The sequence below is a fragment of the Sphingomonas sp. Ag1 genome (genome assembly GCF_000980895.1).
GTDB classification, from domain to species: Bacteria; Pseudomonadota; Alphaproteobacteria; order Sphingomonadales; family Sphingomonadaceae; genus Sphingomonas; species Sphingomonas panaciterrae.
Map to the genome: position 1 here is coordinate 1 of NZ_LAZX01000076.1, position 25,767 is coordinate 25,767.

At 67.1% G+C, this 25,767-nt stretch carries 26 protein-coding genes; 8 read left to right on the forward strand and 18 right to left on the reverse strand.

The window, feature by feature from the left end:
• Positions 1 to 413: OmpA family protein (locus XM50_RS02950; protein ID WP_046407259.1), on the forward strand; the 413-nt coding region annotated here is incomplete at its 5' end.
• A gap of 380 nt (positions 414 to 793) precedes the next feature.
• Here XM50_RS02950 and XM50_RS02955 read toward each other — a convergent pair.
• The 7 genes from XM50_RS02955 to XM50_RS02985 all read right to left on the reverse strand — a co-directional run bounded on the left by XM50_RS02955 (position 794) and on the right by XM50_RS02985 (position 6,971).
• Entirely contained in the window at positions 794 to 1,870 is a 1,077-nt protein-coding gene (locus XM50_RS02955; protein ID WP_046407260.1) for a 5-(carboxyamino)imidazole ribonucleotide synthase, read from the reverse strand.
• Positions 1,867 to 2,343: a 5-(carboxyamino)imidazole ribonucleotide mutase gene (gene purE / locus XM50_RS02960; RefSeq protein ID WP_082102663.1), complete on the reverse strand. Its 477-nt coding sequence runs from the start codon at positions 2,341 to 2,343 to the stop codon at positions 1,867 to 1,869. The genes XM50_RS02955 and purE overlap by 4 nt, the downstream gene beginning before the upstream one ends.
• Before the next feature lie 59 nt (positions 2,344 to 2,402).
• Complete coding sequence (locus XM50_RS02965; protein WP_052742392.1) at positions 2,403 to 2,984, reverse strand: alpha/beta hydrolase; 582 nt, start codon at positions 2,982 to 2,984, stop codon at positions 2,403 to 2,405.
• Positions 2,985 to 3,083: 99 nt separating this feature from the next.
• Positions 3,084 to 3,863 carry an NRDE family protein gene (locus tag XM50_RS02970; RefSeq protein ID WP_331386554.1) on the reverse strand — a complete coding sequence of 260 codons (780 nt, stop codon included), beginning with the start codon at positions 3,861 to 3,863 and terminating at the stop codon, positions 3,084 to 3,086.
• On the reverse strand, positions 3,841 to 4,887 hold the full coding sequence (gene folP, locus XM50_RS02975) for a dihydropteroate synthase (protein WP_046407263.1): 1,047 nt from the start codon (positions 4,885 to 4,887) through the stop codon (positions 3,841 to 3,843). The genes XM50_RS02970 and folP overlap by 23 nt, the downstream gene beginning before the upstream one ends.
• Before the next feature lie 146 nt (positions 4,888 to 5,033).
• A complete protein-coding gene (locus XM50_RS02980; protein WP_046407265.1) occupies positions 5,034 to 6,185 on the reverse strand; it encodes a site-specific DNA-methyltransferase in 1,152 nt (383 codons plus the stop codon).
• 177 nt (positions 6,186 to 6,362) lie between these two features.
• Positions 6,363 to 6,971 carry a ribonuclease HII gene (locus XM50_RS02985; protein WP_046407266.1) on the reverse strand — a complete coding sequence of 203 codons (609 nt, stop codon included), beginning with the start codon at positions 6,969 to 6,971 and terminating at the stop codon, positions 6,363 to 6,365.
• A gap of 167 nt (positions 6,972 to 7,138) precedes the next feature.
• Between XM50_RS02985 and XM50_RS02990 the strand changes: the two genes are divergently transcribed.
• The gene (locus XM50_RS02990) at positions 7,139 to 8,284 is read left to right on the forward strand and encodes a PQQ-dependent sugar dehydrogenase (RefSeq protein ID WP_046407312.1); all 1,146 of its coding nucleotides are present in this window, start codon (positions 7,139 to 7,141) and stop codon (positions 8,282 to 8,284) included.
• Here XM50_RS02990 and XM50_RS02995 read toward each other — a convergent pair.
• Positions 8,268 to 8,660 carry a PaaI family thioesterase gene (locus XM50_RS02995; protein ID WP_046407268.1) on the reverse strand — a complete coding sequence of 131 codons (393 nt, stop codon included), beginning with the start codon at positions 8,658 to 8,660 and terminating at the stop codon, positions 8,268 to 8,270. The genes XM50_RS02990 and XM50_RS02995 overlap by 17 nt on opposite strands.
• Positions 8,657 to 9,094 carry a PaaI family thioesterase gene (locus XM50_RS03000; RefSeq protein ID WP_046407269.1) on the reverse strand — a complete coding sequence of 146 codons (438 nt, stop codon included), beginning with the start codon at positions 9,092 to 9,094 and terminating at the stop codon, positions 8,657 to 8,659. The genes XM50_RS02995 and XM50_RS03000 overlap by 4 nt, the downstream gene beginning before the upstream one ends.
• Before the next feature lie 116 nt (positions 9,095 to 9,210).
• Between XM50_RS03000 and XM50_RS03005 the strand changes: the two genes are divergently transcribed.
• Both XM50_RS03005 and XM50_RS03010 read left to right on the forward strand, forming a co-directional pair.
• Complete coding sequence (locus XM50_RS03005; protein ID WP_046407271.1) at positions 9,211 to 9,993, forward strand: crotonase/enoyl-CoA hydratase family protein; 783 nt, start codon at positions 9,211 to 9,213, stop codon at positions 9,991 to 9,993.
• A 110-nt stretch (positions 9,994 to 10,103) separates the two neighbouring features.
• Positions 10,104 to 10,373: a CsbD family protein gene (locus XM50_RS03010; protein ID WP_046407273.1), complete on the forward strand. Its 270-nt coding sequence runs from the start codon at positions 10,104 to 10,106 to the stop codon at positions 10,371 to 10,373.
• Positions 10,374 to 10,472: 99 nt separating this feature from the next.
• Here the strand turns inward: XM50_RS03010 and XM50_RS03015 are convergent, their stop codons facing one another.
• The 3 genes from XM50_RS03015 to XM50_RS03025 form a co-directional block, all read right to left on the reverse strand.
• Positions 10,473 to 10,916 carry an acyl-CoA thioesterase gene (locus XM50_RS03015; RefSeq protein ID WP_046407313.1) on the reverse strand — a complete coding sequence of 148 codons (444 nt, stop codon included), beginning with the start codon at positions 10,914 to 10,916 and terminating at the stop codon, positions 10,473 to 10,475.
• 160 nt (positions 10,917 to 11,076) lie between these two features.
• The gene (locus XM50_RS03020) at positions 11,077 to 11,859 is read right to left on the reverse strand and encodes an SDR family NAD(P)-dependent oxidoreductase (protein ID WP_046407275.1); all 783 of its coding nucleotides are present in this window, start codon (positions 11,857 to 11,859) and stop codon (positions 11,077 to 11,079) included.
• Between the two features lie 94 nt (positions 11,860 to 11,953).
• Positions 11,954 to 13,156, reverse strand: coding sequence for an acetyl-CoA C-acetyltransferase (locus XM50_RS03025; protein ID WP_046407276.1), 1,203 nt, complete (start codon positions 13,154 to 13,156; stop codon positions 11,954 to 11,956).
• 81 nt (positions 13,157 to 13,237) lie between these two features.
• On the opposite strand from XM50_RS03025, the gene XM50_RS03030 reads away from it, so the two are divergent.
• Positions 13,238 to 13,903, forward strand: coding sequence for a nitroreductase (locus XM50_RS03030; RefSeq protein ID WP_046407278.1), 666 nt, complete (start codon positions 13,238 to 13,240; stop codon positions 13,901 to 13,903).
• Positions 13,904 to 13,934: 31 nt separating this feature from the next.
• Here XM50_RS03030 and XM50_RS03035 read toward each other — a convergent pair whose 3' ends face one another.
• Both XM50_RS03035 and XM50_RS03040 read right to left on the reverse strand, forming a co-directional pair.
• Positions 13,935 to 14,195, reverse strand: a complete 261-nt coding sequence (locus XM50_RS03035) for a hypothetical protein (RefSeq protein ID WP_046407280.1) — start codon at positions 14,193 to 14,195, stop codon at positions 13,935 to 13,937.
• Between the two features lie 77 nt (positions 14,196 to 14,272).
• Entirely contained in the window at positions 14,273 to 15,658 is a 1,386-nt protein-coding gene (locus XM50_RS03040; RefSeq protein ID WP_046407281.1) for a DEAD/DEAH box helicase, read from the reverse strand.
• 270 nt (positions 15,659 to 15,928) lie between these two features.
• On the opposite strand from XM50_RS03040, the gene XM50_RS20715 reads away from it, so the two are divergent.
• Together XM50_RS20715 and XM50_RS03050 are read left to right on the forward strand one after the other, a co-directional pair.
• Positions 15,929 to 16,249, forward strand: a complete 321-nt coding sequence (locus XM50_RS20715) for a hypothetical protein (protein ID WP_046407283.1) — start codon at positions 15,929 to 15,931, stop codon at positions 16,247 to 16,249.
• Positions 16,246 to 17,787, forward strand: a complete 1,542-nt coding sequence (locus XM50_RS03050; RefSeq protein WP_046407285.1) for a methyl-accepting chemotaxis protein — start codon at positions 16,246 to 16,248, stop codon at positions 17,785 to 17,787. Before XM50_RS20715 ends, XM50_RS03050 begins: the two co-directional genes overlap by 4 nt.
• 90 nt (positions 17,788 to 17,877) lie before the next feature.
• Here XM50_RS03050 and XM50_RS03055 read toward each other — a convergent pair whose 3' ends face one another.
• Positions 17,878 to 19,032, reverse strand: a complete 1,155-nt coding sequence (locus tag XM50_RS03055) for an acyl-CoA dehydrogenase family protein (RefSeq protein WP_046407286.1) — start codon at positions 19,030 to 19,032, stop codon at positions 17,878 to 17,880.
• 152 nt (positions 19,033 to 19,184) lie between these two features.
• Between XM50_RS03055 and XM50_RS03060 the strand changes: the two genes are divergently transcribed.
• Complete coding sequence (locus tag XM50_RS03060; RefSeq protein WP_046407288.1) at positions 19,185 to 20,186, forward strand: fumarylacetoacetate hydrolase family protein; 1,002 nt, start codon at positions 19,185 to 19,187, stop codon at positions 20,184 to 20,186.
• 49 nt (positions 20,187 to 20,235) lie between these two features.
• On the opposite strand, the gene XM50_RS03065 is transcribed toward XM50_RS03060, so the two are convergent.
• The 3 genes from XM50_RS03065 to XM50_RS03075 all read right to left on the reverse strand — a co-directional run bounded on the left by XM50_RS03065 (position 20,236) and on the right by XM50_RS03075 (position 25,755).
• Entirely contained in the window at positions 20,236 to 21,105 is an 870-nt protein-coding gene (locus XM50_RS03065) for a PaaI family thioesterase (protein WP_156167106.1), read from the reverse strand.
• Positions 21,102 to 22,412 (reverse strand): cytochrome P450, encoded by a 1,311-nt coding sequence (locus XM50_RS03070; protein ID WP_082102665.1) that lies wholly within the window; start codon positions 22,410 to 22,412, stop codon positions 21,102 to 21,104. The genes XM50_RS03065 and XM50_RS03070 overlap by 4 nt, the downstream gene beginning before the upstream one ends.
• Before the next feature lie 70 nt (positions 22,413 to 22,482).
• The gene (locus XM50_RS03075) at positions 22,483 to 25,755 is read right to left on the reverse strand and encodes an error-prone DNA polymerase (RefSeq protein ID WP_046407291.1); all 3,273 of its coding nucleotides are present in this window, start codon (positions 25,753 to 25,755) and stop codon (positions 22,483 to 22,485) included.
• Positions 25,756 to 25,767: the final 12 nt, after the last annotated feature.

The window sequence follows — 25,767 nt, forward strand, 5'->3', positions numbered from 1 at the left end:
CGCCGCCGCCGCCGCCGCCTCCCCCGCCGCCGCCGCCGCCGCCGCCGCCGCCGGAAGTGGTGTGCTCGCCGGGTCCGTTCATTGTCTTCTTCGAGTGGGACAAGTCGGACATCACGCCTGAGGCAGCGTCGATCCTCGACAACGCCGTGACCCAGTACCAGACCTGCGGCAACGCCCAGGTGATGGTCGCCGGCTACACCGACCGTTCGGGTTCGGCACAGTACAACGTCGGTCTGTCGCAGCGTCGCGCAGACTCGGTGAAGTCGTACCTCGAGTCGAAGTCGATCCCGGGTGGCGTCATCACCACCGAGGCGTTCGGTGAGAGCAACCCGCGCGTGCCGACCGCAGACGGCGTCCGCGAGGTTCAGAACCGTCGCGTGGAGGTTACCTACGGCCCCGGCGCGGGCATGTAAGACCTTCGTCGTCAGACGAAAAAGAGAGAGGGGTCGGCATTGCCGGCCCCTTTTTTTGTGCGGCGCCGCCTGGTGAAGGCGCAGCAGCGTTCTTTCCGCTGCGGCGGGGTCCGCATGATCCTGGATGCCATTTGTGCGGCCGCGCCTCAGCCCAGCTTTACAGTTCCTGCAAGCGGTGCGTCCGCCATCCCACCCACCAGCGCAACGAGCCGCAGGAGTTGATCTGCTTGCAAGGTGCGGGAAGCGCGACGCTATATGGCAAGGCGCTGAGGCTGGCTGCAACGACGCAGCTTGGTTCAGGCCGCTCAGAAGGCGCATCAGGCGCCGCCGGAGGAGCGTTGGCTCGGGCTAGGCCGCTCAGGGAGCAGCCACGCAGGGTATCAGTCCAGGTCCCGGGCGACGCGGGTGATGTGGCCCATTTTGCGGCCCGGGCGAACCTCGCGCTTGCCATAGAGATGCAGGTGGGCGCCGGGCTCTGCCAGCACATCCGCCCAGCAATCCACGTCGGCGCCGATCAGGTTTTGCATCACCGCTTCACGGCCGGTGAGTGCGACACTGCCCAGCGGCAGTCCGAGGATCGCGCGAACGTGGTTCTCGAACTGCGATGTCTCCGCGCCCTCGATCGTCCAGTGGCCGGAATTGTGCACGCGCGGCGCCATTTCGTTGAACACAGGGCCATCGGGCGTCGCGAAGAACTCGCACGTCAGGACCCCGACATGCCCCAGCGCATCGGCGACGCGCCCGGTGAGCGCCGCGGCCTCCGTCCACAGTGCGGCGATCTCCGCCGGTGCGGGAACGGTCGAGCGCGACAGGATGCCGTCGACATGCTGATTCCATGCCGGCGGATAGCTCACCATCGATCCGTCATGGCCGCGCACCAGGATGATCGAGAATTCATGGGTAAACGGAACAAAGGCTTCGAGCACGGCCGGACCACCAACCGCCTCCCACGCGGCGTCGGCATCGGCGCGATCCATGATCCGTGCCTGGCCCTTGCCGTCATAGCCCATGCGCGTCGTCTTGAGGATCGCGGGGACTCCGATCTCCTCGATGGCGGTTTCCAGCGCCGCGCGATTGTCGACCGCGGCCCAGCGCGCCGGGCGACCACCGAGCTTCTCGACAAAGCTTTTTTCCGCAGCGCGATCCTGCGCCACGCGCAGGCTGGCGGAGGAGGGGTGGACCGGCACGTGATCGGCCAGCCATTCGACGGGCTCGGCGGCGATATTCTCGAATTCGTAGGTGACCACATCGCATTGGGCGGCAAAGTCCGCGAGGACGATGCGGTTGTGATAGTCGGCGCGGGTCAGCGACGATGCCGTCTGCGCCGCGACGCTTTCGCGGTCAGGGGCCAGCACATGGGTGCGATAGCCCAGCTGCGCCGCGGCTGCGGCGATCATGCGCCCCAATTGTCCGCCGCCGAGGATCCCGATGGTCGAGCCTGGAGGCAGCGGTGTCATTGGGGCAGCTCCGCGACATTGTCGGTCTGGGTCGATCGCCATGCCTTCAGCCGCTCTTCCAGTGCCGGGTCAGCGAGGGCGAGGATGGCGGCGGCGAGAAGCGCGGCGTTGATCGCGCCGGCCTTGCCGATCGCCAGCGTCCCCACAGGGATGCCACCGGGCATTTGGACGATCGACAGGAGGCTATCCATGCCCTTCAGCGCGTGCGATTCCACCGGCACGCCAAGCACCGGCAAATGCGTCATCGCCGCGGCCATGCCGGGCAGGTGCGCCGCCCCGCCAGCACCCGCGATCAGCACCTTCAGCCCGCGATCGGCAGCCCCGGTGGCGTAATCATAGAGACGCTGCGGGGTACGATGGGCCGAGACAACGCGGGTTTCGTGGGGGATCTCCAGCACGGCGAGAATGTCGGCCGCGTGCCGCATTGTCTCCCAGTCAGAGGTGGAGCCCATGATGATGCCAACGTGCGCCATTGGCGGCGGTTAGCGAGCGTGGCGCGGCAGGGCAACAGCGAGTGTGCGCAGTGCTGCCCTCAACGGTCCCGATGGAAGATCGGATGGACCGCGATGGCGCGTTCCACGTCGCGATCGACGACCCGCGCGGTGGCGCGCTGGATCAGGCGCTGCGCGCTGCGCCACGGCCGTAGGTCGCCGTGCCGCTGGCGGTCGCCGCGCAGCAGCCGGCTGCCCCATCCGTTCACCGCGGGTATCGTGGCCGCCGCATCCGCGCCGGACAGGACGAGCGACGGGAACGGAAGCGCGATGGCGGGCGAGGCGAAGGGCTGGGATTCTTCGGCGCCTTCGGCGGGCGGATCGAACAGCAAGGCGCCGGCGATCCGTGAGACATAGCTCGCCGGGGAGAGGCGCGCCCACCAGGACGCCGCATGGCAGCCGAGTCCCTCGGCGACCAGCAGCACGGTGCGATCGGCGCGCATCACCGCCGCGTCGAGCTGCGCCGCCCACAGGCTGCGGCGTTCACCGTCGTGAAGGACGACGTGATCATCACCCTTCACCGGCCAGCGCATCCGCGTGTTCCACGCCGGATCGGCGCGCCCGGCAGCAGCGATCGTGATGATCGACCAATGGTTTGGCATGACGGCCGTCGCAATCGACATGGCGTCCACTCCATCCTGTTCGCGGCGCGACTATCCCTGATTCGCGGGCTCGCGACAATCCTGCGGTATTCGCGCAGGGCTGTACCGGTGACGGCGGCGTCAGTCGGTCGGCCAGCGGAAGGCGAGGCGGGTCACGCAGTCAGCCGTTCCATCGGGATGAAAACGCTGCTCGACGATGATCCCGTCGCCGGCGTGGTCGATCGCGATCACGGTGCTGCAACGGGTGCCATAGACGGCATCGCGGATGAAAACCGGCCGCTCTCCCTCAGGGGCCGGCGTCTCGTCCACCAGCAGGTCGAGCAGGTGGCCGACGGGCTGCGGTGCGCTAAGCCATGTGTCGAGCGCCATCGTCACCGCGCGGGTGCGCAACGACGGCGGATCGAGCGGCCCGTTGGAGATGCCGTGCACCCCGGATGAGAGAATGTGGCGGAGCGGGCGCGGCTGATTGGTCCGATAATCGGCAACGGGTCCGATCGTGATCAGGCTGAACCCGCCATAGGCGTCCAGCCCGTCATCGTCAGGCAACGCCCCGCAGCGCAGATAGTCCGCAACCAGCGCGCCGCGCGATGGCGCGCCGCCGCCGCGGGGGTGGCCGGCGACATTGGTCACCACTGCGAACCGCCCCGCCTCCGACACCCCGATCCAGCTGCCGCCGGAGAGCAGATCCCGCCCTGCGAGCACGTCGTCGGCATCGGTCCAGCGATCGAGCGGGGCGGAGGGGCGCGCGTGGAATTCATCGCGATTGGCGGCGACAACCAGGCGCCAGTCGGGATGCGCGCGATGTGCCAGCGCCACGACGCACATCAGCGCGCGCGCCCGATGCCGGCCGATGCGGCGAGCGTCGGACCTCGGCAGCTCATCCGACAAACGCCCGGTCACGCAGGCCACGCCAGACTCGCAGCGCCTGCAGGGTTTCGGCGACGTCATGGACGCGGAGCACCTGAACCCCCGCCTCCGCACCCTTGAGCGCCAGCGCCACCGAGCCGCCAAGCCGCTCCCCGACCGGCGCCTCGTTCGACAATGCCCCGATCAGCCGCTTGCGGCTGGCGCCGAGCATGATGGCGCAGCCCAGCCCGTGGAACATCGCCAGCGCATTGATGAGCGCGAGATTGTCCTGCAGCGACTTGCCGAAGCCGATGCCCGGGTCGACGATGATGCGCGAGCGGTCGACCCCGGCCGCGACGAGCGCCTCGATCCGCGCGTCCAGCCAGTCGAACACCTCCACCGCGACATCGCGGTAGATGGTCGTTCCGTGGCCGCCCTTTTCCGGGTCGGGCGAGTGCATCACGATCACCGGGCAGCCGGCACGCGCGACGACGTCGACCGCGCGCTTGTCCCATAGCAATGCGGAGACGTCGTTCACGATCGCCGCACCGGCAGCCAGCGCGCGCTCCATGACAAGTGCCTTGCGCGTGTCGATGGAGACGAGCGCGCCGGCCCGCGCCAGCCGCTCGATCACGGGAACGACGCGCGCTGCCTCGTCCTCCTCCCATACGGCGGCAGCGCCGGGGCGGGTCGATTCGCCGCCGACGTCGATCAGCGCCGCGCCGGCGCTTGCCATGTCCATGCCGGCCGATGCCGCGGCAGCGGGATCATCGCGATGCGTGCCGCCGTCGGAGAAGCTGTCGGGCGTGACGTTGAGGATGGCGGCCAGCACCGGCTGGTCGAAGCGCAACGTGCGTTCGCCAAGGACGAGCGGGGGGCGCGGCGCAACGAAGCGGGCGTGCAGCATCGCCGCGCGGGCGCCGAGCGTGGCGATCTCCGCGACCGGGGCGATCCGCTTGGCCCCGCTTTCCTTCACCTCATAAGCGGCGAACCACTGCATGCCGCCGGCAAGTCGCGCCACCGCGCCATCATCATAGGCGAAGGGCGCGTCGACAAATTGTACCGGACGAAGGTGCATGAACCGCTTTCACAGAAGGAGCGCCTTTTGTGCGGCAGCGATCGACAGGGGGCAAGCATCCCGCCAGCGCGAGGCTGACGCGGCGGCCGTTGCGGAGCCTGTCGCGTCGCCGGGCAACTGCCCCGCGGCGACAGGCTCAGCGGTGCTTACACCTGGGTGGCGAGCAGGTACGTCTGCCGCAGGGCGTCGATCGGCTTGAGCGCGCCGTCCACCTCGTAATGCCAGAAGCTCCAGCCGTTGCAGGTTGGTGCCCCCTGAAGCGTCGCACCGAGCTTGTGGATCGAGCCGCTGGCGCCGCAGTCGCTGGCGAGGCTGCCGTCGGCGCATACGGTGGCGCGGAAGCGGCGCTTGGCGTCCACCACGATGCTGCCGGCGGGTAGATAGCTGTTTTCCACCAGCACGCCGAAGGCGACCTTGGGCTGCTGCTTGGGGCTCTGCATCGTGCGCAGCGCCGATTCGTCGAGCGGCAGCGCGGCGTCGATACGCGCCTGCGCCGCATCGATGTACACGCCCTCGCGCTCGATGCCGATCCAGCGGCGGCCAAGACGCTTGGCAACCGCGCCCGTCGTGCCGGTGCCGAAGAACGGATCGAGCACCACGTCGCCCGGCTTGGTGCAGGCGAGCAGCACGCGATAGAGCAGCGCCTCGGGCTTTTGCGTCGGGTGCACCTTGTGCCCGTCGGCGCCCTTCAGCCGTTCCTGACCGCCACAGATCGGGAATTCCCAGTCCGAGCGCATCTGGATCTCGTCGTTCAACGTCTTCATCGAACGATAGTTGAAGGTGTATTTCGCCTTCTCGCCCTTCGACGCCCAGATCAGCGTCTCGTGCGCGTTGGTGAACCGGGTGCCGCGGAAATTGGGCATCGGGTTGTTCTTGCGCCACACGATGTCGTTGAGGATCCAGAAGCCCAGATCCTGCACCGCCACGCCGACGCGGAAGATGTTGTGATAGCTGCCGATCACCCAGATCGTGCCATTGTCCTTCAGGATCCGGTTCGCCTCCGTAAGCCAGGCGCGCGTGAACGCGTCATAAGCGGCAAAGGTATCGAACTTGTCCCAATCGTCGGTGACGGCATCGACATGGCTGCCGTCCGGACGAAACAGCTCACCCCCGAGCTGCAGATTGTACGGCGGGTCGGCGAAGATCATGTCCACCGACTTGGCCGGCAGCGCGCGCATCTGCGCGATGCAGTCACCGATCATAATCCGGTCGAGCGGCAGGACGGCCGGATCGGCCGTCACCTTCGTCGACGCCTTTGCCGGGGCGCGACGCACGCGCGTTTTCTCGATGACACTCATGCGGTTCCCCCTTTTCGCACGCGACCGTCGCCGCGCGGTGGACTCCCCGTCAAGCGATGATTGGTTAACGATAAGAGCTGCAAAGCCGTTAACATGGCGGAACATTCCGCGCCCGAACCCAGATGTTGAGTCAACCGCGGCGGCAGGACTCAAGCAATGGGGTGTGGCGCAAAAGACTCAGAGCGGAAGAACCGTTTGCGCCACCGGCGCGAAGCTGCGGCGATGGAGCGGCGAGGGGCCGTGTTCCACCAAGGCGCGGCGGTGGGTGGCGCAGCCATACCCCTTGTTAGAGGCCCAATTGTAATGCGGATATGATTCGTGATGCCGAATCATGATCGTGTCGCGCGTGTGCTTCGCGACGATCGAGGCCGCGGCGATCGAGCGGCTGAGCGCGTCGCCCCCCACGATGGGGGTGGCGGCATAGCCCCAGCGGGGCAGGCGGTTGCCGTCGACCAGCACGTGACCCGGCGCGCAGCCGAGCGTGGCGGCGAGTTGATCGACCGCCACGGTCATCGCCTTCATCGTCGCCCAATAGATGTTGAGCGTGTCGATCTCCTCCGCCTCGACGATGCCGACGCCGACAATCGCGCAATCCAGCAGCCGGCCGCACAGCCGGGCGCGCTCGGTGGCGGAGAGTTTCTTCGAATCGTCGATGCCTCGCGGCACGCCACGCTCCGGCAGGATCACCGCCGCCGCCACCACGGGCCCGGCGAGTGGCCCGCGCCCGGCCTCGTCCACGCCAGCGACTGGCGCGAGATACAGGCGTTCGTGCTTCATTCCGGGCATTGCGAGGGGACACGCTTTCTCTGACAGGATCGGGTGCGGCTCTAGCAAAAGCGGCGCGCCAGCCGAAGCGCGGATCGTCGCCCTTTCGCCTCGGGTGATCTGTTGCGGAACCGCATCGACACTGCGACGGTATTGATCCTGATTTGCCCGTTTGAGGAGTTATCGTGATCTCGCGCAGCCTGTTCGTCGCGGCCCTGCTGGCCGCCACCGCCTGTTCCGCAGAGCCGCAGGCCGGCAATGCGGCGAGCGATTCCACCGCGGCCACCGCCGGCAAGCCGTTTGTCGAGACGGTCGTCGCCGATTTCGATGCGCCCTGGGCGATGACGTTCCTGCCCGACGGCCGGATGCTGGTGACGGAAAAGGACGGGCGGCTTCTGCTGGTCTCCGCCGACGGCAAGGCGCGCCAGACGATCGCCACGCTGACGGTCGATTCGGCCGGCCAGGGCGGGTTGATGGATGTCGTGCTGGCGCCCGATTTCGCGCAGTCGAAGCGTGTGTACCTCAGCTGGTCGACGACGGGTGCGGGCGGCAAGGGCGTGGTGCTGGCGCGCGGCGTGCTCGATGAAGCGAACCCTGGCGCGGCCAAGCTGAGCCAGATCCAGGAGATCTTCCGCGCGACGCCGTTCGTCGAGGGCAATGGCCATTATTCCGGTCGCATCGCCTTCTCGCCCGACGGCCAGTATCTGTTCTTCACCAATGGCGAGCGGCAGAAGTTCGATCCCGCACAGGATCCCAAGGCGACGCTTGGCAAGGTGCTTCGCCTCACCCCCGACGGGAAGCCGGCGGCGGGCAACCCGCTGGCGGCAAAGGGCTTCCACCCCGCGGTGTGGAGCTATGGCCATCGCAACCTGCTCGGCATCGCCTTCGACGCGCAGGGCAATCTGTGGGAGCAGGAGATGGGGCCGAAGGGCGGCGACGAGCTGAACCTCGTCCTGCCGGGCCGCAACTATGGCTATCCCAAGGTGTCGAACGGCGACCATTATGACGGGCGGCCGATCCCTGATCACGCGCCCGGCGACGGCTTCGAGGCGCCCAAGGTGTCGTGGACCCCGGTGATCTCGCCCGGCGGCCTGATGATCTATTCGGGCAACCTGTTCCCGCAGTGGAAGGGCGACGCGTTCATCGGCGGGCTGTCATCCAAGGCGCTGGTGCGCGTCGATTTGGATGGCACCAATGCGCGCAAGGGCGATCAATGGGACATGGGTGCCCGCATCCGAGAAGTGGAGCAGGGCCCGGACGGCGCAATCTACGTGCTGGAGGATGGCGCGCAGGGGTCGCAGGGCCGGATGCTGCGGCTCACCCCCGCGCGATAAGGTAGTTCATCCGTGCCGAGGCGATCGGCTTGGCCCGGCTTTCCTGCCAGGCGATCGCCTCCACATTGGCGATACGATTGCCCAGCCGGGTGACCGTGCCAGCGGCATAGGTCAGCCGCTCTCGCCCGCCGCGCATGAAATCGATCGTGACGTTGATCGGCTTCACGCGCCGGTTGCCGTCCGCGCCATCCTCGCCCGCCATCTGGTGGCGCAGCGCGGCCAGCGCCGCCATTTCGATGAGGCCGGTGATCGCGCCACCCTGGACGAAGCCGGGGCGCCCGATCACTGCGGGCCCGAACGGCATGGCGAGGACGGGGAGGCCATCTTCCCATTCCAGCGTCGCGCCGAGCAGATCGGCATAGGGTGGCAACTTCATGCGCCCTCTCCCAGGAACATGAAGGTACCCGAGACATGCGCGACGGGATCGTTCGGGTCACCGTCATGCGCCTGGCCGCGCACGAAGCTGATCGATCGCTTGATCGCATAGCATTCGCCATGGCCGATCACGGTGTGCCCGGGCTTCGCCGGCCGTAGGTAATCGACCCGCAGGTCGAGCGTGGCGTGCGCCACGAACCGCCCCAGCTTGCGCATCGTCGCCAGGCTGGTGGCGATATCCATCAGCGCGAAGATCGGGCCGGACGCGATCACGCCGCTGTCCTCGTCGCCGATGATGTCCGGATGATAGGGCAGCGTCAGCTCACACCAGTCCGGGCCATGCGCGTGATAGGCGATGCCGAGCCGCCCGCCATGGCCGCCGAAGCGCACATCCTCCATGCCGGGGATGTCGCCCAATGCCGTCTCGATCTTCATGCACCCGCTGATACACCCGCCTTCCTCGAGCGCAACGATCGCGGCATTTCCGGGGCGGCATTGCTGGACGCGGCCGGCTTGTCTAAGTCGATCGTATCAATTTGCGGGAGAGCGAGATGGAAGAGCGGGTTACGATCACGGTCGAGAACGGCATCGCGGACGTTCGGCTGAACCGACCGGACAAGATGAACGCGCTCGATCCGGCGATGTTCGCCGGCATCAACGCCGCCATCGAGCGGCTGGCGGGCATGAAGGATGTGCGGGTTGCCGTGCTGTCGGGTGAGGGGCGGGCGTTCTGCGCCGGGCTCGACATGGGATCCATGGCGGCTGGCGGATCGGGCAACGATCTGGCGAAGCGCAGCCATGGTGTCGCGAACACGGCGCAGAATGTCGCCTGGGGCTGGCGCACCTTGCCGATGCCGGTGATCGCCGCGGTGCATGGCGTCGCGCTGGGCGGCGGGTTCCAGATCATGTCGGGCGCCTGCGTGCGCATCGCGCGGCCGGACACGCGCATGTCGATCCGCGAAACCTATTGGGGGCTGGTGCCCGACATGGCCGGCCTCGCGCTTTGGCGGACGCTGGCGCGCGACGACGTGCTTCGCGACCTGACCTACAGCGCGCGCGAGTTCACCGGCGGGCAGGCCGAGCGTTATGGCTTCGTCACCCGGCTCGCCGATGATCCGCGCGCCGCGGCGTTCGAGCTGGCGCGCGAGATCGCCGGTCGCAACCCCGACGCGGTGAAGGCGTCCAAGCGGCTGATCAACCTGATGGTGGATGGCGATACCGCCACCGTGCTGCAGGGCGAGAGCGACGAGCAGGTCAAGCTGATGCGCTCCCCCAACCAGGTGGAGGCGGTAAAGGCCAATATGGAAAAGCGGGCGCCGGTCTTCGTCGACTGACGTTTCGTGCCGCTCGCCTCCGGTCTCACGACTGGCGGCGAGCGGCCCGGCATGTGGCACAAAAGACCGTCTGACCCGTTGTCGCCTCCGGGAAATCGGAGGTATTGATCATGGCTGACGCACTTACCGCAGATATGAACACGGTGACGGGCAAGGTGAAGGAAACGGCCGGCGCCGCGACGAACGATCGTTCGATGCAGGCGAGCGGCATGCTCGATCAGCTGAAGGGTTCGGTGCAGAAGGCGATGGCGCCGGGCGCTGACGGGCAGCCCGCAGTGGTCGGACAGGCAAAGGCCTTTGCCAAGGAGCGTCCGTGGGCAGCAGCCGCGCTGGTCGGCGTCCTTGGGCTCGCCACCTTGGGTACGCTGCGCGGGAAGTAACCCGCCGCAACCAGGCGGAGAAATGCGGGCCCGTGCGCTGCCGATGATCGCGATCATCGATGGCGCCGGGCCGGCTGCCGTTGTGGTGCCCCGCCGCGATCAGGCAGCCTTCACCTGAACCGCCTTCAGGCGCTCAACGAAGTCGGCCGGCAGGGACTCGCCCTTCGGATCGGTCATGACGATCGTCGTGTCGCAGGTGGCGATACACGCGCCCGACTGAAAGGCCGCCGCCAGCATCTCGAAGCTGCGATTGCCGATGCGACCGATGCCCAGGCCAATCTCGACATCCTCGGGGAAGCTGCCTTCGGCGAGGTAGTTGATCTCGTTGCGCGCCACCACCGCGCGGAACGAGCCTTCCGCCATCTTCCCGCGGTTCACGCGTCCCAGCTGCTGGTTCATGCGCACGCGGGCATCCTCGAACAAGGCGGCATAAGCGACGTTGTTGAGGTGGCCCATCGTGTCGAGATCCTGGAAGCGCGTCTGCTTCACCTCGCGCTTGGGATAGGATGAAAGGTCAAGGCGCCAGGGGGCGGGGCGGGACATGCGATATTTCCTGTAGCTCTGAAACACGTTCCCCGGGGGTGACCAGCGCCGGGGACGATCCGATCGTCGCTGGCCATGGCCCTCCCCGGGGAGGTGTCATCGTTCGATAAAGGCGGTCAGGCGCGGCGGCAGGCGCCGCGCCGTCAGCGTGTCGCCGTGCTCAGCGCGGCGCCATGCGGATCGCGCCGTCGAGGCGAACGTCCTCGCCGTTGAAATAGCCGTTCTCGATCATCAGCGTGGCGAGCGCGGCATATTCCTCCGGATCGCCAAGACGCTTCGGGAACGGCACGGACGCGGACAGCGCATCCTTCACGTTCTGCGGCGCGCCCTGCAGCAGCGGGGTGTTGAAGATGCCCGGCAGGATCGTGTTGACGCGAATGTGCTCGTTCATGAGATCGCGTGCGATCGGCAGGGTCATGCCGACGACGCCGCCCTTCGACGCCGAATAGGCCGCCTGGCCGATCTGGCCGTCCTCGGCCGCCACCGACGCGGTGTTGACGATCGCGCCGCGGTCGCCATCCGGAAGCGGGTCGAGCGTCATCATGCCGGCCGCCGACTTGGCGATGCAGCGGAAGGTGCCGACGAGGTTGATCTGGATGATCCAGTTGAACGCGTCGAGCGGGAAGTGCTTGATCGAGCCGTCTTCCTTGCTGCGGCTGGCGGTCTTGATCGCATTGCCGGTGCCGGCGCAATTCACCAGGATGCGCTCCTGGCCGATCGCCGCGCGCGCCTTGGCGAAGCCCTCGTCCACCGATGCCTCGTCGGTGACGTTGACCTTGCAGAACACGCCGCCGAGTTCCTTGGCGATCGCCTCGCCCTTTTCTTCCTGAAGGTCGAAGATGGCGACCTTCACGCCCTTGGCGGCGAGCTGCCGCGCGGTCGCGGCGCCAAGGCCGGACGCGCCGCCGGTGATGACGGCGGAAATGCTGTTGTCGAGCTTCATTGAATTCCCCTCCCGAGAAAGTGCTCCCGCACAAGCGGGGCACGATCCCGTCCCCCGCTTGTGCGGGGAACGGGCCATTTGATCGGCAACAGGTTCAGGCCGCGGCCTTCGCCTCGCCCTGCCAGTCGCAATTTTCGATGATCGTGACGTTGGCGACACCGCCGCCTTCGCACATCGTCTGCAGGCCATAGCGGCCGCCACGACGGCGCAGTTCGTGAACCAGCGTCGCCATCAGCTTCGTGCCCGATGCGCCGAGCGGGTGGCCGAGCGCGATCGCGCCGCCGTTGACGTTCAGCTTGTTCGGATCCGCCTTGGTATGCTCGAGCCAGGCGACCGGAACCGAGGCGAACGCTTCGTTCACTTCGTACAGGTCGATGTCATCGATCGACAGGCCGGCCTTCTTGAGCGCCTTGTCGGTCGCGAACAGCGGCTCTTCGAGCATGATCACCGGGTCGCCCGCGGTCACCGTCAGGTTGACGATCTTCGCCAGCGGCTTGAGGTTGTACTTCTTCAGGGCTTCCTCGCTGACGATCAGCACCGCGCTGGCGCCGTCGCAGATCTGGCTCGACGAGGCGGCGGTCAGCACGCCCTCTTCCGACAGCTTCTTCACCCCGGCCATGCCCTCGGCAGAGGCGTCATAGCGGATGCCCTCGTCAGAGGTGTGCACTTCCTTGCCCTCGGGCGTCTCGATCTCGATCGGGACGATCTCGTCCTTGAACTTGCCGCCTTGCGTCGCGGCCACCGCCTTACGGTGCGAGTTCAACGAATATTCGTCGAGCTGCTCGCGGGTGTAGCCGTACTTCTTGGCGATCATCTCCGCCCCAGCGAACTGGTTGAAGTTGATGCCCGGGAACTTCTCCTCCAGGCCCGGCGACTTGTTCTTGCCGAGGCCGGCGTCGTAGAACAGCTTGTAGGTCGAGCCCATCGGCACGCGCGACATGCTTTCGATGCCCGCCGCGATCACCACGTCCTGCGTCCCCGACATCACGGCCTGCGCCGCAAACTGGATCGACTGCTGCGACGAGCCGCACTGGCGATCGATCGTGACGGCCGGCGTCGACTGCGCCAGCTTCTTGGAGGCGAGCACCGCATTGCGCCCCACCTGACCGGCCTGCTCGCCGCCCTGGCTGACGCAACCCATGATGACGTCTTCGACGGCGTCGCCCGGAATGCCCGAACGCTCGATTACCGCGTCCAGAACCTGTGCTGCCAGATCGACTGGATGAACCCCCGCGAGCTTTCCGCCGCGTCGTCCACCAGCCGTCCGTACCGCTTCGACGATATACGCCTCGGCCATCTTCCGACTCTCCATAACAGATGTTATCCCAGCCGCTCATGTGCCGCGATTTAACGCGCACGGCAAGAGGTGGAGAGGCGAATGAACGTATCCGACGCAGTAAGGGAGCGGCGTTCGGTCCGCGGATTCCTGGACAAGGAGGTGCCGCTGGACGTGCTGAAGGATCTGGCGCTGACGTCGGCGCGCGCGGCGACGGGCGGGAATATTCAGCCCTGGCACATCGACATCGTGACCGGCGAGAAGATGGCCGAGCTGAAGGAGATTATGCGCGGCAAGATCGAGCGGCGCGAGACCGAGACGCCGGGCTATGACATCTATCCGCGCGAAATGACCGACGCGACCAAGGCGCGCACGTTCCAGATCGGCGAAATCATGTACGGGCACCTCGGCATCCCGCGCGAGGACAAGCGCGCGCGTGCGCAGTGGTTCGCGCGAAATTTCCAGTTCTTCGGCGCGCCGGCCGCCTTCTTCGTGACGGTCGACCGCCGCATGGGGCCGCCGCAATGGGCCGACCTTGGCATGTACCTGCAGAATCTGATGCTGCTGGCGGTGGAGAAAGGGTTGGCGACCTGCCCGCAGGAATGCTGGGCGGTCTATCCCAGCACGGTCGAAACGTTCCTCGGCACGCCGCCAGAGCGGATGCTCTTCTGCGGTGTCGCGATCGGCTATGAGGATGCGGAGGAACCGGCCAACCGCACGCGCAGCCCGCGCGCGCCGGAAGAGGAATGGCTCACGGTTCTGGCCTGAAGTGAACGTGTCGCCGGGGGGCGGCCTGTGCTCAGGCGCCCTCTGGCTGCGATTCCTCGATGGCGGCCAGGATCATCCGTTCCCACACGGCGGGGTCACCAGCGGCGGCCATCGCCTTGCTGGGCGCGCGCAGCGTGTGGAGGACGGCCATCGCTTCCTCGCGATAATCGCGCCAGGCGGCATCCACCGCATCGCCGGCGGATTCCTGATCCCCGTGCGCATTCACGCTGAGCCGCTCGCCGGCCAGTACGCGCGCAATGCGCTCCAGAACCGGGCCAGTCGCGATATCCATAGGGCCGTCTCCTTCTTCAGGAGAGGCAACCGATCACGCGCGGCCGGGTTGCACGGCCGCGCGCAATTGGCGTGAGGTCAGGCCTGAGCGGCAGTGCGTGCGCCGCCGCGCCCACGGCCGCGACCGCCGCGTCCGCGACCACCGCCCTGTCCGCTGCCATGGCCACCAGGTCCGCCACGGCGGCTGGCATTGGCATAGTCGCGGGTTGCCGTCGGCGCATGGCTCGCCTTGGGGCGTGCCGGCGGGCGGGGCCCGCGCGGACGATCCTCACGCGGCGCCGGATCGGCACCGATCGCCTTGACGCGCGCCGCCTTCAGCGCGTCGGCGCGCTTCAGGAAATCGGCCGGCAGGGCGCGATGCGGCACCTTCTGGCGGGTCAGCTTCTCGATGTCCTTCAGATACGGCCGCTCGTCGTCGGCGCAGAAGGAAATGGCGATGCCGCTGGCGCCGGCGCGCGCGGTGCGGCCAATGCGGTGCACATATTGCTCCGGCACGTTCGGCAGTTCGAAGTTGAACACGTGGCTGACACCCGAAATGTCGATGCCGCGCGCCGCGATGTCGGTCGCGACCAGGATCGGCACTTCGCCGCTCTTGAACGCGGCAAGCGCGCGCTCGCGCTGCGGCTGGCTCTTGTTGCCGTGGATCGCGTTGGACGCGATGCCGTTGCCAGCCAGCAGCTTCACGACGCGGTCGGCGCCATGCTTCGTGCGGGTGAAGACCAGTGCGCGGTCGATCTTCTCTTCCTGAATCAGGATCGTCAGCAGCGCCTGCTTTTCGGTCTGATTGACCAGCACCACCTGCTGCTCGACCCGCTCCGCCGTGGTCGAGGCAGGGACGACCGAGACGGTTTCCGGATCATTCAGGAACTTGTCCGCCAGGTCGCGGATCGAGGTCGGCATCGTGGCGGAGAAGAACAGGGTCTGACGGCGACGCGGCACCATCTTCACGATCTTCTTCAGCGCATGGATGAAGCCGAGGTCGAGCATCTGGTCGGCCTCGTCCAGCACCAGGATCTCGAGCATCGTGAGGTTGCAGAAGCCCTGCTCGACCAGATCGAGCAAGCGCCCGGGCGTGGCGACGAGGATGTCGACGCCGCGCGACAGGTCCTGCCGGTTCTTGTTGATGCTGGTGCCGCCGAACACCGTGGCGACGGTCAGGCGCGAATGGCGCGCGTAGAGCTTCGCATTGTCCGCGATCTGGCTGGCCAGCTCACGGGTCGGGGCGAGGACCAGCATGCGCACATGCGTCGGCAGAACGCGCTTCTCGCTGCCGAGCAGTCGCTGGATCGAGGGGAGGACGAACGCTGCCGTCTTGCCGGTACCTGTCTGGGCGATACCCAGGAGGTCGCGGCCGGTGAGTACCGTCGGGATGGCATCACGCTGGATCGGCGTGGGCGTCTCATAGCCCTTTGCTTCAAGCGCGCGGACAAGCGGCTCGGCGAGGCCGAGATCGGAAAATGACATGCAATAAACCTATAAATAGTCGCAGCCCGCAACGTCATGGGACGTGCAGGAACGGGGGAAAATAGACACCCCGCGTGACTTGGGAAGCCGGTTCAATCGACCGAGACGGAGCCTGGACACGAAGCCCGATCACGCTGCAAACGTCTCGATCACGCTGAAATGCAGATCCTGCGCGAGAAAGTCAAGGAGGCGCGGGGTAGTGGCCAACGCTCCACGGCCCGCGGCCATGCTTTACCTGGTCCTAACCCTCGTCAGGCCAAAGGCGGCCGTATGGGTTCTGTTTTTCTCCGGCATACGCTGATCGCGCGCGGGCTTGGCCTTGTCATCGGGCAGGTCGCGATTGCCGCTGGCGCGCTGGCGGTACTGACGCTGGCGCCCCCGCTGCGCGGCGACATGCTGCTGCTTCCGCTGTGGCCAGACGCACCAACCGCCCGCCTCGCGCTGGCACAGGATGCGCGGCTGGTGGCGGCGGGCCCCGGCGGCGGCATGGTGGTTCGGGGGGAGCGCGACGCGCTCTTCTGGCCGCTCCTTCGGGCGGGAATAGTGACGATCGCGGCGCCGTCGCTGATCTGCGGGGGGCGTGCCTCATGAGCTCGCTAGACAATCTGCGCATGCGCGGGATCCGCGTCATCGCGGCGGTGGGATGGTTGTGCCTGCCGCTGCTGCTGATCTGGGGCGCGGCGATGAACGCGCCGGGAACCGGGCTCGCAATCGCCGCGGCGGCGATGGTGAACATCATACCGACCGCTCTGGCGGTGCGTGGCCGGCATGATCTGGCCGCACGGATGAGCTGCGGCGTGCTCGCCGCGGCGATGCCGGCGATCTACGTCTATCTGCTGGCGGGTTCGGCCTGGCAGATGGATGGGCACATGTACTTTTTTGTCGCGCTGGCGATGATCGCGGTGCTGTGTGACTGGCGGCCGCTGGCGCTGGCGGCGATCCTGATCGCGCTTCACCATCTGGTGCTGTCCTACGTGCTGCCGAACTGGGTGTTCGAAAATGGCGGCGCGCTGGACCGCGTGCTGTTCCATGCGCTGGCGGTGGTGCTGGAGTTTGCGGCGCTGACCTATCTGACCACCCGGCTGCGCATCCTCATCGTGGCGCAGGACGTGGCGCGCCAAGAGGGCGAGCGGCTGCTGGCGCTTGCCGAGGTGGAGCGCGGCCGGGCGGTTGCGGCGCTGGCGGCGGCGCAAGCGGCCGACGAGCGGTCACAATCGGAGCGCCAGCGGCGAGAAGCGGCCGAAGCGCGGCTGGAGAGCGAAAGGCGGAGCGCGCTGATGGCGCTGGCCGACGACTTCGAGCGGTCGGTGGCGGGCGTGGCGGTGGCGATCGAGGGTGCCTCGGCAACGCTGGAAGGGTCGGCCGCGACGCTGACCCGGATCGCGGCGGAGGCCGGGCGGCAAGCGAGCGAAGTGGCCGTAGGTGCCCATCAGGCGGCCGGCGCGACACAGGACGTGGCCGATGCCGTCCACCGACTGACCGATTCGATCGGCGAAATTGCCGAGAGCGCGCATGCCCAGGCGACGCTGACCGGCGACGTTCAACGCAATGCCGAACAGGGCAAGGCGGCGGTACTGGATCTCGCCGCACGTGCCGGCGACATCAATGGCCTGGTAGGCGAGATCCACGAGATCGCCACGCGTACCAACCTGCTCGCGCTGAACGCCACGATCGAGGCCGCGCGCGCCGGGGACGCGGGACGTGGCTTCGCCGTGGTGGCGGGCGAGGTGAAGCAACTCGCCGGGGGAACGGCGCGGGCCAGCGAGAAGATCGTGTCGCTGATCGGCAGCGTGCGGCACGGCGTGGATTCGACCGAGGCCAGCATCGTGGGCGCGGCGGACGCGGTGTGCCGGGTGGCTGCCGCGGCCGATGCTATCAAGGGCGCCGTGTCCGGTCAGCGCGGCGTCGCGGGGCAGATCGAGCGTACCGCGCACGAGGCAGCACGCGGTGTGGACATGATCGAGCAGCGGATCGCGCAGGTCGCGGAGGCCGCCAACGAGGCGGACGTCCTGTCGCAGCAGGTGCGCGAGGCGGCCGGCGCCCTGTCCGACCAAGCACGGCGGCTGCGGCGAAGCACTGATGGGTTCGTGGAGCAACTGCGCACCGGCAAACGCGCGGTCGCGGCCTGAGGATCACTCCTTCGAGCGCCGTCTGATACACGACGCCCCGCCCGCCGGATGGCGCGCGGGGCGTGCTGTGTGTCGGCTAACCGGCCGGGCTCAGAGCTTGCGGCTGATCACTTCCTTCATGATCTCGTTCGTGCCGCCGTAGATCCGGCTGACCCGCGCGCCGCGCCACATGCGGGCGATCGGATATTCGTTCATATAGCCAGCGCCGCCGTGCAGCTGGAGGCACTTGTCCATGACCTCCCACTGGAGGTCGGTGTGCCACAGCTTGGCGGCTGCGCCTTCCTCGTTGGTCAGTTCGCCCTTCAGATGGCGTGCGATCGCCCAGTCGAGGTGCGCCCAGCCGACCTGAAGCTTCGCCTTGAGGTCCGCGAGGACGAACTTGGTGTTCTGGAAGTCGAACACCACGCCCTTGAACGCGCGGCGCTCTTTCACGAAGGCGACCGTGTCGTCGAACGCCTTCTGCGAGGAGGCCATGGTGCTGACCGCGATCGACAGACGCTCCTGCGGCAGCTGGCTCATCAGGTAGATGAAGCCCATGCCCTCTTCGCCAAGGCAGTTGGTGATCGGCACGCGCACGTCCTCGAAGAACAATTCAGAGGTGTCGGCCGCGTCCTGACCGATCTTGTCGAGCTTGCGGCCCTTGCTGAAGCCCTCCCGGTCGCTCTCGACCAGGATGATCGACATGCCCTTGTAGGCCGGCTGCGCGTCCGGATCGGTCTTGGCCACGACCAGCGTCAGGTCGGTGTTCTGACCGTTGGTGATGTACGTCTTCGAGCCGTTGATGACGTAGTGATTGCCGTCCTTCTTCGCGGTGGTGCGGATCGACTGAAGGTCGCTGCCGGTGCCCGGTTCGGTCATCGCGATCGCGGTGATCACGTCGCCCGACACCATCTTCGGCAGCCATTCCTTCTTCTGCTCCTCGGAGCCGTAGGTCTCCATATAGCCGGCGACGATGTCCGACTGGAGCGAGAAGCCGGCGGGGACGCCCGAATAGGCCATTTCCTCGTCGACGATGGCATTGTAGCCAAAGTCGAGGCCGAGGCCGCCATAGGCCTCCGGCACGGTCGGGCAGAGCATCCCGACCTCGCCAGCCTTCTGCCAGAAGCTCTTGGGAACGAGGCGATCCTTTTCCCACTGGTCCGCGTTCGGCACGCCTTCCTTGGCGAGGAAGCTGCGCACCGTCTGACGGAACGCCTCATGATCCTCGTTATACGCGAAACGGCCCGCAATCTGGTCGAGCGACATTCGAAACCTCTCCGGAAAATTACAGCGCCGCTTGTCGCCAGCCCCGCCTGAACGGTCAAGTAACTTTTGTTATGGTGATATCGCGTAGGGGACCGCTCTCGACTTGGCCGTCCGCGCGCGCCTATGCCGGAGGGCTGAAAGAGAGGTGACGGATGAAACTAGCGAGTCTGAAGCATGGCCGTGACGGCAAGCTCGTCGTGGTATCGAACGATCTCGCCTGGTGCGCCGATGCCGGCCACATTGCGCCGACGCTGCAGGCGGCGCTGGACGATTGGGACCGGCTGTTGCCGGACCTGCAGAACCTCGCGACCGATCTTGAGCATGAAGTGATCCCGCGACTGCGTTTTCACGAGCATGAGGCGGCATCGCCGCTGCCGCGCGCGTACCAATGGGCGGATGGCTCCGCCTATGTGAACCATGTCGCTTTGGTGCGGCAGGCGCGTGGGGCGGAGATGCCAGAGACGTTCTGGCACGATCCCCTGATGTATCAGGGCGGGTCCGACGGCTTCCTTGGCCCCCGTGACGCGATCCCGCTGGGTGACGAAAGCTGGGGCTGCGACCTGGAGGCAGAGGTGGTCGTGGTGACCGGTGACGTGCCGATGGGGGCGACCCGTGAGGAGGCGCTGGCGGCGGTCCGGCTGGTCGGGCTCACCAATGACGTGTCGCTGCGCAACCTGATCCCGGGTGAGCTGGCCAAGGGTTTCGGCTTCTTCCAGTCGAAGCCGGCGTCCGCCTTCTCGCCGGTGTTCGTGACGCCTGACGCGCTGGGCGACTGGTGGCAGGACGGCAAGCTGCATCGCAAGCTGATGGTCGACCTCAACGGCGCGCCGTTCGGTCGCGCCGAGGCGGGTGAGGACATGACGTTCGATTTCGGCACGCTGATCGCGCATGCGGCGAAGACCCGCGCACTGGGGGCGGGGACGATCGTCGGGTCGGGTACGGTATCGAACCGTGACGCCGATGGCGGGCCGGGCAAGCCGATCGCGCAAGGCGGGGTCGGGTATTCCTGCATCGCCGAGGTACGCACGATCGAGACGATCGCTGGCGGCAAGCCGGTGACGCCGTTCCTGAAGAAGGGCGATACCGTGCGGATCTGGGCCGAGGATGACCGGCATCATCCGATCTTCGGCGTGATCGAACAGACGGTGGGTTGATCGATCCGGCATGGGCGGGGAGGACCCGCCCCATGCCGATCGCGCCGCGTCAGCCGCGCGGCAGATCGTGGCGGACGGGATCGCCGGCAGGATCGGTGATCGCCAGCATCCGCCCGATTGCGACGGGGCGGTTGGGATCGCCCTGATGCGCCTCCAGATCGAGCGTGATCGCGCGGCGGCCGATGCGGCGGGGCACAACACGCGCGACCAGCGGCAGCGTAGCCAGTGCCGGCGCGAGAAAGCGGATCTCGATATCGAGCGGGCGGAACGCTGCATCGATCGACGACACGCCGGCATGTTCGAGCAGGCCGGCGATGACGCCGCCATGATAGGCGGGCAGCGGCGCGCCGACATGTTCGACCCGCGGCTGCATGACCAGGCCATCGGGCGTCGCCTCTGCACCGAGATAATCGGCGAAGCAGGGCGCGGGCGATGGCGGCAGCACGTCGTGCCGTTCATCCATCCGGCCAGGCGTGCCGCCGGGCATCGACCCGATCAGATAGCGCGCGACGGCGGCACCGATCGGCCTGCCTTCGGCAACCAATCGGCCGCGCGACAAGGCGAGATCGCCCTCGCGGGTCACTTCGTCGATGACGCAGCTGATGGCGGCGGCGGGCAGCGGGCCGAACCAGTCGACGCGAAGGTCCAGCGTCATCATCGGCGTGGGGCGTGACAGCGTGGTGAAGACGCCGCCGGCGGTCGCCTGATCGGCCAGCACCAGCGCGGCGCCGCGCGAGACGCGCCCGTCGGGATCGCACGCCGCCGGCAGAGCGGCGTCGAGCGACGTCGACACCGGCTCGCCCACGGTGGCGTGTTGCCACATGCCAAGCGCGGCACAGGCCGGAATGGTGCGCAGGTGCTGGCTCGGCTCGGTCCCCGGAAAGCCGGGGTAAAGTTTCTCGGGGTCGTGTCGGCTCACTTGGCGCGGTACCGTATGGGAAGGTGTTTCATGCCGCTGACGAAGCTGGCGCGGGTCCAGGACGGGTCGCCGGCAAGCTCGAAATCATCGAAGCGAGCGAGGAGTTCTTCGAACAGGATACGCATCTCCAGCTTGGCGAGGTGCTGGCCCAGGCACAGGTGCGGGCCATAGCCGAACGCCAGGTGCTGCCGCACGTTCGCGCGGTCAACCCGGAAGGCGAAGGGATCGTCGAAGACGGCAGTGTCGCGGTTGGCCGACGGATAGGCCATGACAAGCCCGTCGCCGGCCTTGATCGGGACGCCGCCGACCTCGGCATCTTTGGCGGGGGTGCGGAAGAAGTGTTTCACCGGGCTGGCCCAGCGGATCATTTCCTCCACCGCGTTGGGCAGCAGGGAGGGATCGTCGCGCAGCTTCTTCATTTCGGCCGGGTTACGGATCAGTTCCAGCAGCCCCGCGGAAGTGGAAGAGCTGGTCGTGTCATGCCCCGCGGCGGCGATGATGAGGTAATAGCTCATCGCCTCCATATTCCCCATCGGCGACCCATCGGTGAGCGTCGCATTGGCGATGATGGTGGAGACGTCTTCGCGGGGGTTGGCCTTGCGGTCGGCGGTGATTCGGTCGCACCAGGCGTTGAATTCGGCGATGGTGGCGAACAGGCCGCCCATCTCCTCGGGCCGCATGTGATCGAAATCCTGCGCGCCGAACACTTCCTGCGTGATCTTCATCAGGAACTGTTCGTCCTCGCGCGGGGCGCCCAGCGTCAGCATGATGACGCGCAAGGGGAACCAGATCGCGACCTCGCTGGCAAAGTCGCACTGGGTGCCGAGCGCGGCCATATGCTCCACGCTGTCGCGGGCGAGGGCGCGGATATCCTCTTCCAGCTGCTTCATGTGCTTGGGCGAGAAATAGCCCTGAGTCATGGCGCGGAAGTGCTTGTGGTCGGGATTGTCCATGCTGACGAGGTTGCGCGTCAGCTTGTTGCCGCCGGTCAGCGCCATGATGCGCTCCTCATCGGCGATGGTGGCGAGCGTCAGGCGCGGATCGTTGAGGAAGGTTTCGTTGTCGAGTTCGACGCGGCGGATGTCGGCGTGGCGCGACACCGTCCAGAACGGGCGATAGCCCTCCGGTTCGCACCAATAGACCGGGGCTTCCTCGCGCAGATATTTGAAGATCGCGTGGTAGCGTTCCTCATTGGCGTAGCTGTCGGGATCGACGATCGCGGCGTCGAACGCGGCCTTGTCGGTCGGCAGCGGGACGTGCGCGGTCACGCCGATCTGGGGCTCGCGGCTGAGGGCGGCGGTGGCCATGCGGTCTCTCCTATCCATCGCCGGTCGGTCGCCGGCTGGGGTCAAGCCTAAGCCGATCGCTTTACCAAGATCAATGGAAGTCGTGGCTGCGGATCGGAATCACATCCTCCGGCCGGTCGCGATAGTGCCCGTCTCTGTAATGATAGTCAGTGCGGTTGCGCGGCTTCCACCCGGCGTCGCCGCGATCGGGGGCGCCGGGGTGGGTGGCGCCATCGCCGCGGGCCACGAGAGAGGGAAGGTCGATCTCCCCCACTTCGCGCAGCATCCAGGTAAGATCGGTGATCAGATCCGCGACGACATGGATCACGATCCCTTCCTTCTGCACGCGGCCCCGGATGCTGACCATCGCGGAGGACATGACGGTGCGGCGCTGCGCCTCGAACCGGTCGGGCCACAGGATGCCGTTGGCGACGCCGGTCTCGTCCTCGATGGTGATGAACAGCACGCCCTTCGCACTGCCCGGCCGCTGGCGGACGAGGATGATGCCGGCGACGTCGACCAGCGTGCCTTCCTTGATGGTCTTAAGCTCCTCGCAACGGACGCAGCGGCGTTCACGCAAACGATCGCGCAGGAAGGTGAGCGGGTGCTGGCGCAGCGTCAGCTGGGTGGCGCGATAATCCTCCACCACCTCGCGCCCGGCGGTGAGCGCGCGCAGGTGGACCGGATCCTCCTTCGTCTCGATGGCGGCGAGCAAAGGGAGCGGCGTGTCGCCGAGGCCGCGGATCGCCCACAGCGCCTGTCGCCGGTCGAGCCCCATGCCGGCAAAGGCATCCGCCTTGGCGAGTGTCTCCAGCGCGGCGAGCGGTACGCCGGAGCGACGCCATACATCCTCGACCGAGGTGAAGGGGCGGGCAGCACGGGCGGTGATGACCTTGCCGGCATCGGCGGCGGACAGGCCGTGGACGATGCGCAGGCCGAGGCGAAGCGGCTTTTGCGCGCTGCGGTCCTCCAGCAACGCCGTGTCCCAATCGCTGGCCATGATGCACACCGGCAGGATCTCGACGCCATGCGCGCGGGCATCACGGACGATCTGCGCCGGGGCGTAGAAGCCCATCGGCTGGGCATTGAGCAAGGCCGCGCAGAACACGTCGGGGTGATGGCATTTCATCCATGACGAGGCGTAGGCGATCTTGGCGAAGCTCGCCGCATGGCTTTCGGGGAAGCCGTAGCTGCCGAACCCCTCGATCTGCTTCACCAGCCGCTCGGCAAAGGCCTGCGAGATGCCGTTGGTGCGCATGCCGGTGATCAGCTTTTCGCGAAACTCTCCCACGCCGCCGGTCATCTTGAATGTCGCCATCGCGCGGCGCAGCAAGTCCGCCTCGCCCGGGGTGAAGCCGGCGCCGATGATCGCGACCTGCATCGCCTGTTCCTGGAACAAGGGCACGCCAAGCGTCTTCTGCAACACCGCTTTCAAGGCATCATTGGGATATTCGACCAGCTCCTTGCCCTCGCGGCGCTTCAGATAGGGATGCACCATGTCGCCCTGGATCGGGCCGGGACGGACGATCGCGACCTGGATGGCGATGTCGTAGAAATTCCTCGGCTTCATCCGCGGCAACATGCTCATCTGTGCGCGGCTCTCGATCTGGAAGACGCCGAGCGTATCGGCCTGGCGGATCATCTCGAACGTCGGTTCATCATCGTCCTGCAACGGCTCGCTCGCCATCGTCATCGCGATCCCCTTGTGCTGGCCGAGCAGATCGAACGCGCGGCGCATGCAGCCGAGCATGCCAAGGCCGAGGATATCGACCTTCATGAAGCCAAGATGCTCGATATCCTCCTTTTCCCATTCGATGACATGGCGATCTACCATCGCGGCCGGCTCGATCGGGACGAGATCTTGGAGCGGATCGCGCGTCAGGACGAAGCCGCCGGGGTGCTGCGACAAATGGCGGGGCGTGCCGATCAGCTCCTTGGCGAGCTCAAGCGCGAGCGCGAGGCGTGGTTCGCCGGCGTCCAGGTTAAGCGCCTGTACGTGGCTGTCGGGAACGCCCTCGTTCGACCAGCCCCACACCTGGCCGGCGAGCGCGGAGGTCATGTCCTCGGGCAGGCCGAGCACCTTGCCCACTTCGCGGATCGCGCCGCGGGTGCGGAAGCGGCTGACCACCGCGGTCAGCGCGGCATGATCCCGGCCATAGGTTTCGTAGATCCACTGGATCACTTCCTCGCGCCGCTCATGCTCGAAATCGATGTCGATATCGGGCGGTTCGCGGCGTTCCTCCGAGACGAAGCGTTCGAAGAGGAGCTGGTGCTTGACCGGATCGATCGAGGTGATGCCGAGGACGAAGCAGATGACCGAATTGGCCGCCGAGCCGCGGCCCTGGCACAGGATCTCGATCGAGCGGGCGTAGCTGACGATCGAGTTTACGGTGAGGAAATAAGGCGCGTAGCCCATCTTCGCGACGAGCGAGAGTTCGTGTTCGAGCTGCCGGGTATAGGGCTCCGGCGGCGCGCCATCGAAGCGATCGGCGAGTGCGTTGCGCGACAGGCGTTCCAGCGCCTCCTGCGCGGTGCGGCCGGACATGATGATCTCGTCGGGATATTGATAGTCGAGGTCGCGCAGCGAGAAGGTGCAGCGTTCGACGATCGCCTCCACCGCGGCGAGCGCATCGGGGTAAGCGGCGAAGCGGCGCGCCATTTCGTCGGGCGGCTGGAGATGGCGATCGGCATGGCGTTCGCGGCGGAAACCGAGCTCGTCGACCGTGCATTTCTCGCGGATCGCGGTGACGACGTCCTGCAACATCCGGCGATCGGGCTTGTGGTACAGCACGTCGCCGGTGGCGAGCGGGGTGAGGCCGTAGGCGGCGGCGGCCTGCGCGGTCTCGGCAAAGCGCCGCCGTTCGCCCGGGCGGCGCCAGGGGGTGAGGCAGAGGTGGCCGCGCCGGCCGAAGATGTCGGTAGTGGCGGCCAGCGCGGTCGGCGCCGCGCCACTGCGCCCCGGCACCAGCGCGGCGACGAGGCCGTCCCCATGCGCGGCGACATCCTCCCAGTGGAGGAAGCATTGGCCTTTCTCGCCGCGCCGCGCGTCAGCGCGCGACTTGCCGAGCGTGAGGAGGAGGGTGAGCCGGCTCCAGGCGGCGCGATCCTCCGGCCAGACGAGGAGGGATTCGCCGGTGACCAGATCGAGCCGGCAGCCGGGGATGGAGCGGATGAGGAGGCCGTGCTTCGCCTTCAGCTGCTCGCACGCATAGAGCGCGCGGACCACGCCGGCGACCGAGTTGCGATCGGTGATGCCGAGCGCCGGCATCCCCATCAGTGCGGCGGTGGCGAACAGCTCCTCGCAGGAGGACGCGCCGCGCAGGAACGAGAAATGCGTGGTGACCTGAAGCTCGCTGTAGGTCATGCGGCACCATGC

What these genes read in the sequence shown, in the direction of transcription:
- XM50_RS02955 (WP_046407260.1), bottom strand. Translation starts at nt 1,870, where the DNA reads ATGACACCGCTGCCTCCAGGCTCGACCATCGGGATCCTCGGCGGCGGA.
- purE (WP_082102663.1), bottom strand. Translation starts at nt 2,343, where the DNA reads ATGGCGCACGTTGGCATCATCATGGGCTCCACCTCTGACTGGGAGACA.
- XM50_RS02965 (WP_052742392.1), bottom strand. Translation starts at nt 2,984, where the DNA reads ATGTCGATTGCGACGGCCGTCATGCCAAACCATTGGTCGATCATCACG.
- folP (WP_046407263.1), bottom strand. Translation starts at nt 4,887, where the DNA reads ATGCACCTTCGTCCGGTACAATTTGTCGACGCGCCCTTCGCCTATGAT.
- XM50_RS02980 (WP_046407265.1), bottom strand. Translation starts at nt 6,185, where the DNA reads ATGAGTGTCATCGAGAAAACGCGCGTGCGTCGCGCCCCGGCAAAGGCG.
- XM50_RS02985 (WP_046407266.1), bottom strand. Translation starts at nt 6,971, where the DNA reads ATGCCCGGAATGAAGCACGAACGCCTGTATCTCGCGCCAGTCGCTGGC.
- XM50_RS02995 (WP_046407268.1), bottom strand. Translation starts at nt 8,660, where the DNA reads ATGAAGTTGCCACCCTATGCCGATCTGCTCGGCGCGACGCTGGAATGG.
- XM50_RS03000 (WP_046407269.1), bottom strand. Translation starts at nt 9,094, where the DNA reads ATGAAGATCGAGACGGCATTGGGCGACATCCCCGGCATGGAGGATGTG.
- XM50_RS03005 (WP_046407271.1), top strand. Translation starts at nt 9,211, where the DNA reads ATGGAAGAGCGGGTTACGATCACGGTCGAGAACGGCATCGCGGACGTT.
- XM50_RS03010 (WP_046407273.1), top strand. Translation starts at nt 10,104, where the DNA reads ATGGCTGACGCACTTACCGCAGATATGAACACGGTGACGGGCAAGGTG.
- XM50_RS03015 (WP_046407313.1), bottom strand. Translation starts at nt 10,916, where the DNA reads ATGTCCCGCCCCGCCCCCTGGCGCCTTGACCTTTCATCCTATCCCAAG.
- XM50_RS03020 (WP_046407275.1), bottom strand. Translation starts at nt 11,859, where the DNA reads ATGAAGCTCGACAACAGCATTTCCGCCGTCATCACCGGCGGCGCGTCC.
- XM50_RS03025 (WP_046407276.1), bottom strand. Translation starts at nt 13,156, where the DNA reads ATGGCCGAGGCGTATATCGTCGAAGCGGTACGGACGGCTGGTGGACGA.
- XM50_RS03030 (WP_046407278.1), top strand. Translation starts at nt 13,238, where the DNA reads ATGAACGTATCCGACGCAGTAAGGGAGCGGCGTTCGGTCCGCGGATTC.
- XM50_RS03035 (WP_046407280.1), bottom strand. Translation starts at nt 14,195, where the DNA reads ATGGATATCGCGACTGGCCCGGTTCTGGAGCGCATTGCGCGCGTACTG.
- XM50_RS03040 (WP_046407281.1), bottom strand. Translation starts at nt 15,658, where the DNA reads ATGTCATTTTCCGATCTCGGCCTCGCCGAGCCGCTTGTCCGCGCGCTT.
- XM50_RS20715 (WP_046407283.1), top strand. Translation starts at nt 15,929, where the DNA reads ATGGGTTCTGTTTTTCTCCGGCATACGCTGATCGCGCGCGGGCTTGGC.
- XM50_RS03050 (WP_046407285.1), top strand. Translation starts at nt 16,246, where the DNA reads ATGAGCTCGCTAGACAATCTGCGCATGCGCGGGATCCGCGTCATCGCG.
- XM50_RS03055 (WP_046407286.1), bottom strand. Translation starts at nt 19,032, where the DNA reads ATGTCGCTCGACCAGATTGCGGGCCGTTTCGCGTATAACGAGGATCAT.
- XM50_RS03060 (WP_046407288.1), top strand. Translation starts at nt 19,185, where the DNA reads ATGAAACTAGCGAGTCTGAAGCATGGCCGTGACGGCAAGCTCGTCGTG.
- XM50_RS03070 (WP_082102665.1), bottom strand. Translation starts at nt 22,412, where the DNA reads ATGGCCACCGCCGCCCTCAGCCGCGAGCCCCAGATCGGCGTGACCGCG.
- XM50_RS03075 (WP_046407291.1), bottom strand. Translation starts at nt 25,755, where the DNA reads ATGACCTACAGCGAGCTTCAGGTCACCACGCATTTCTCGTTCCTGCGC.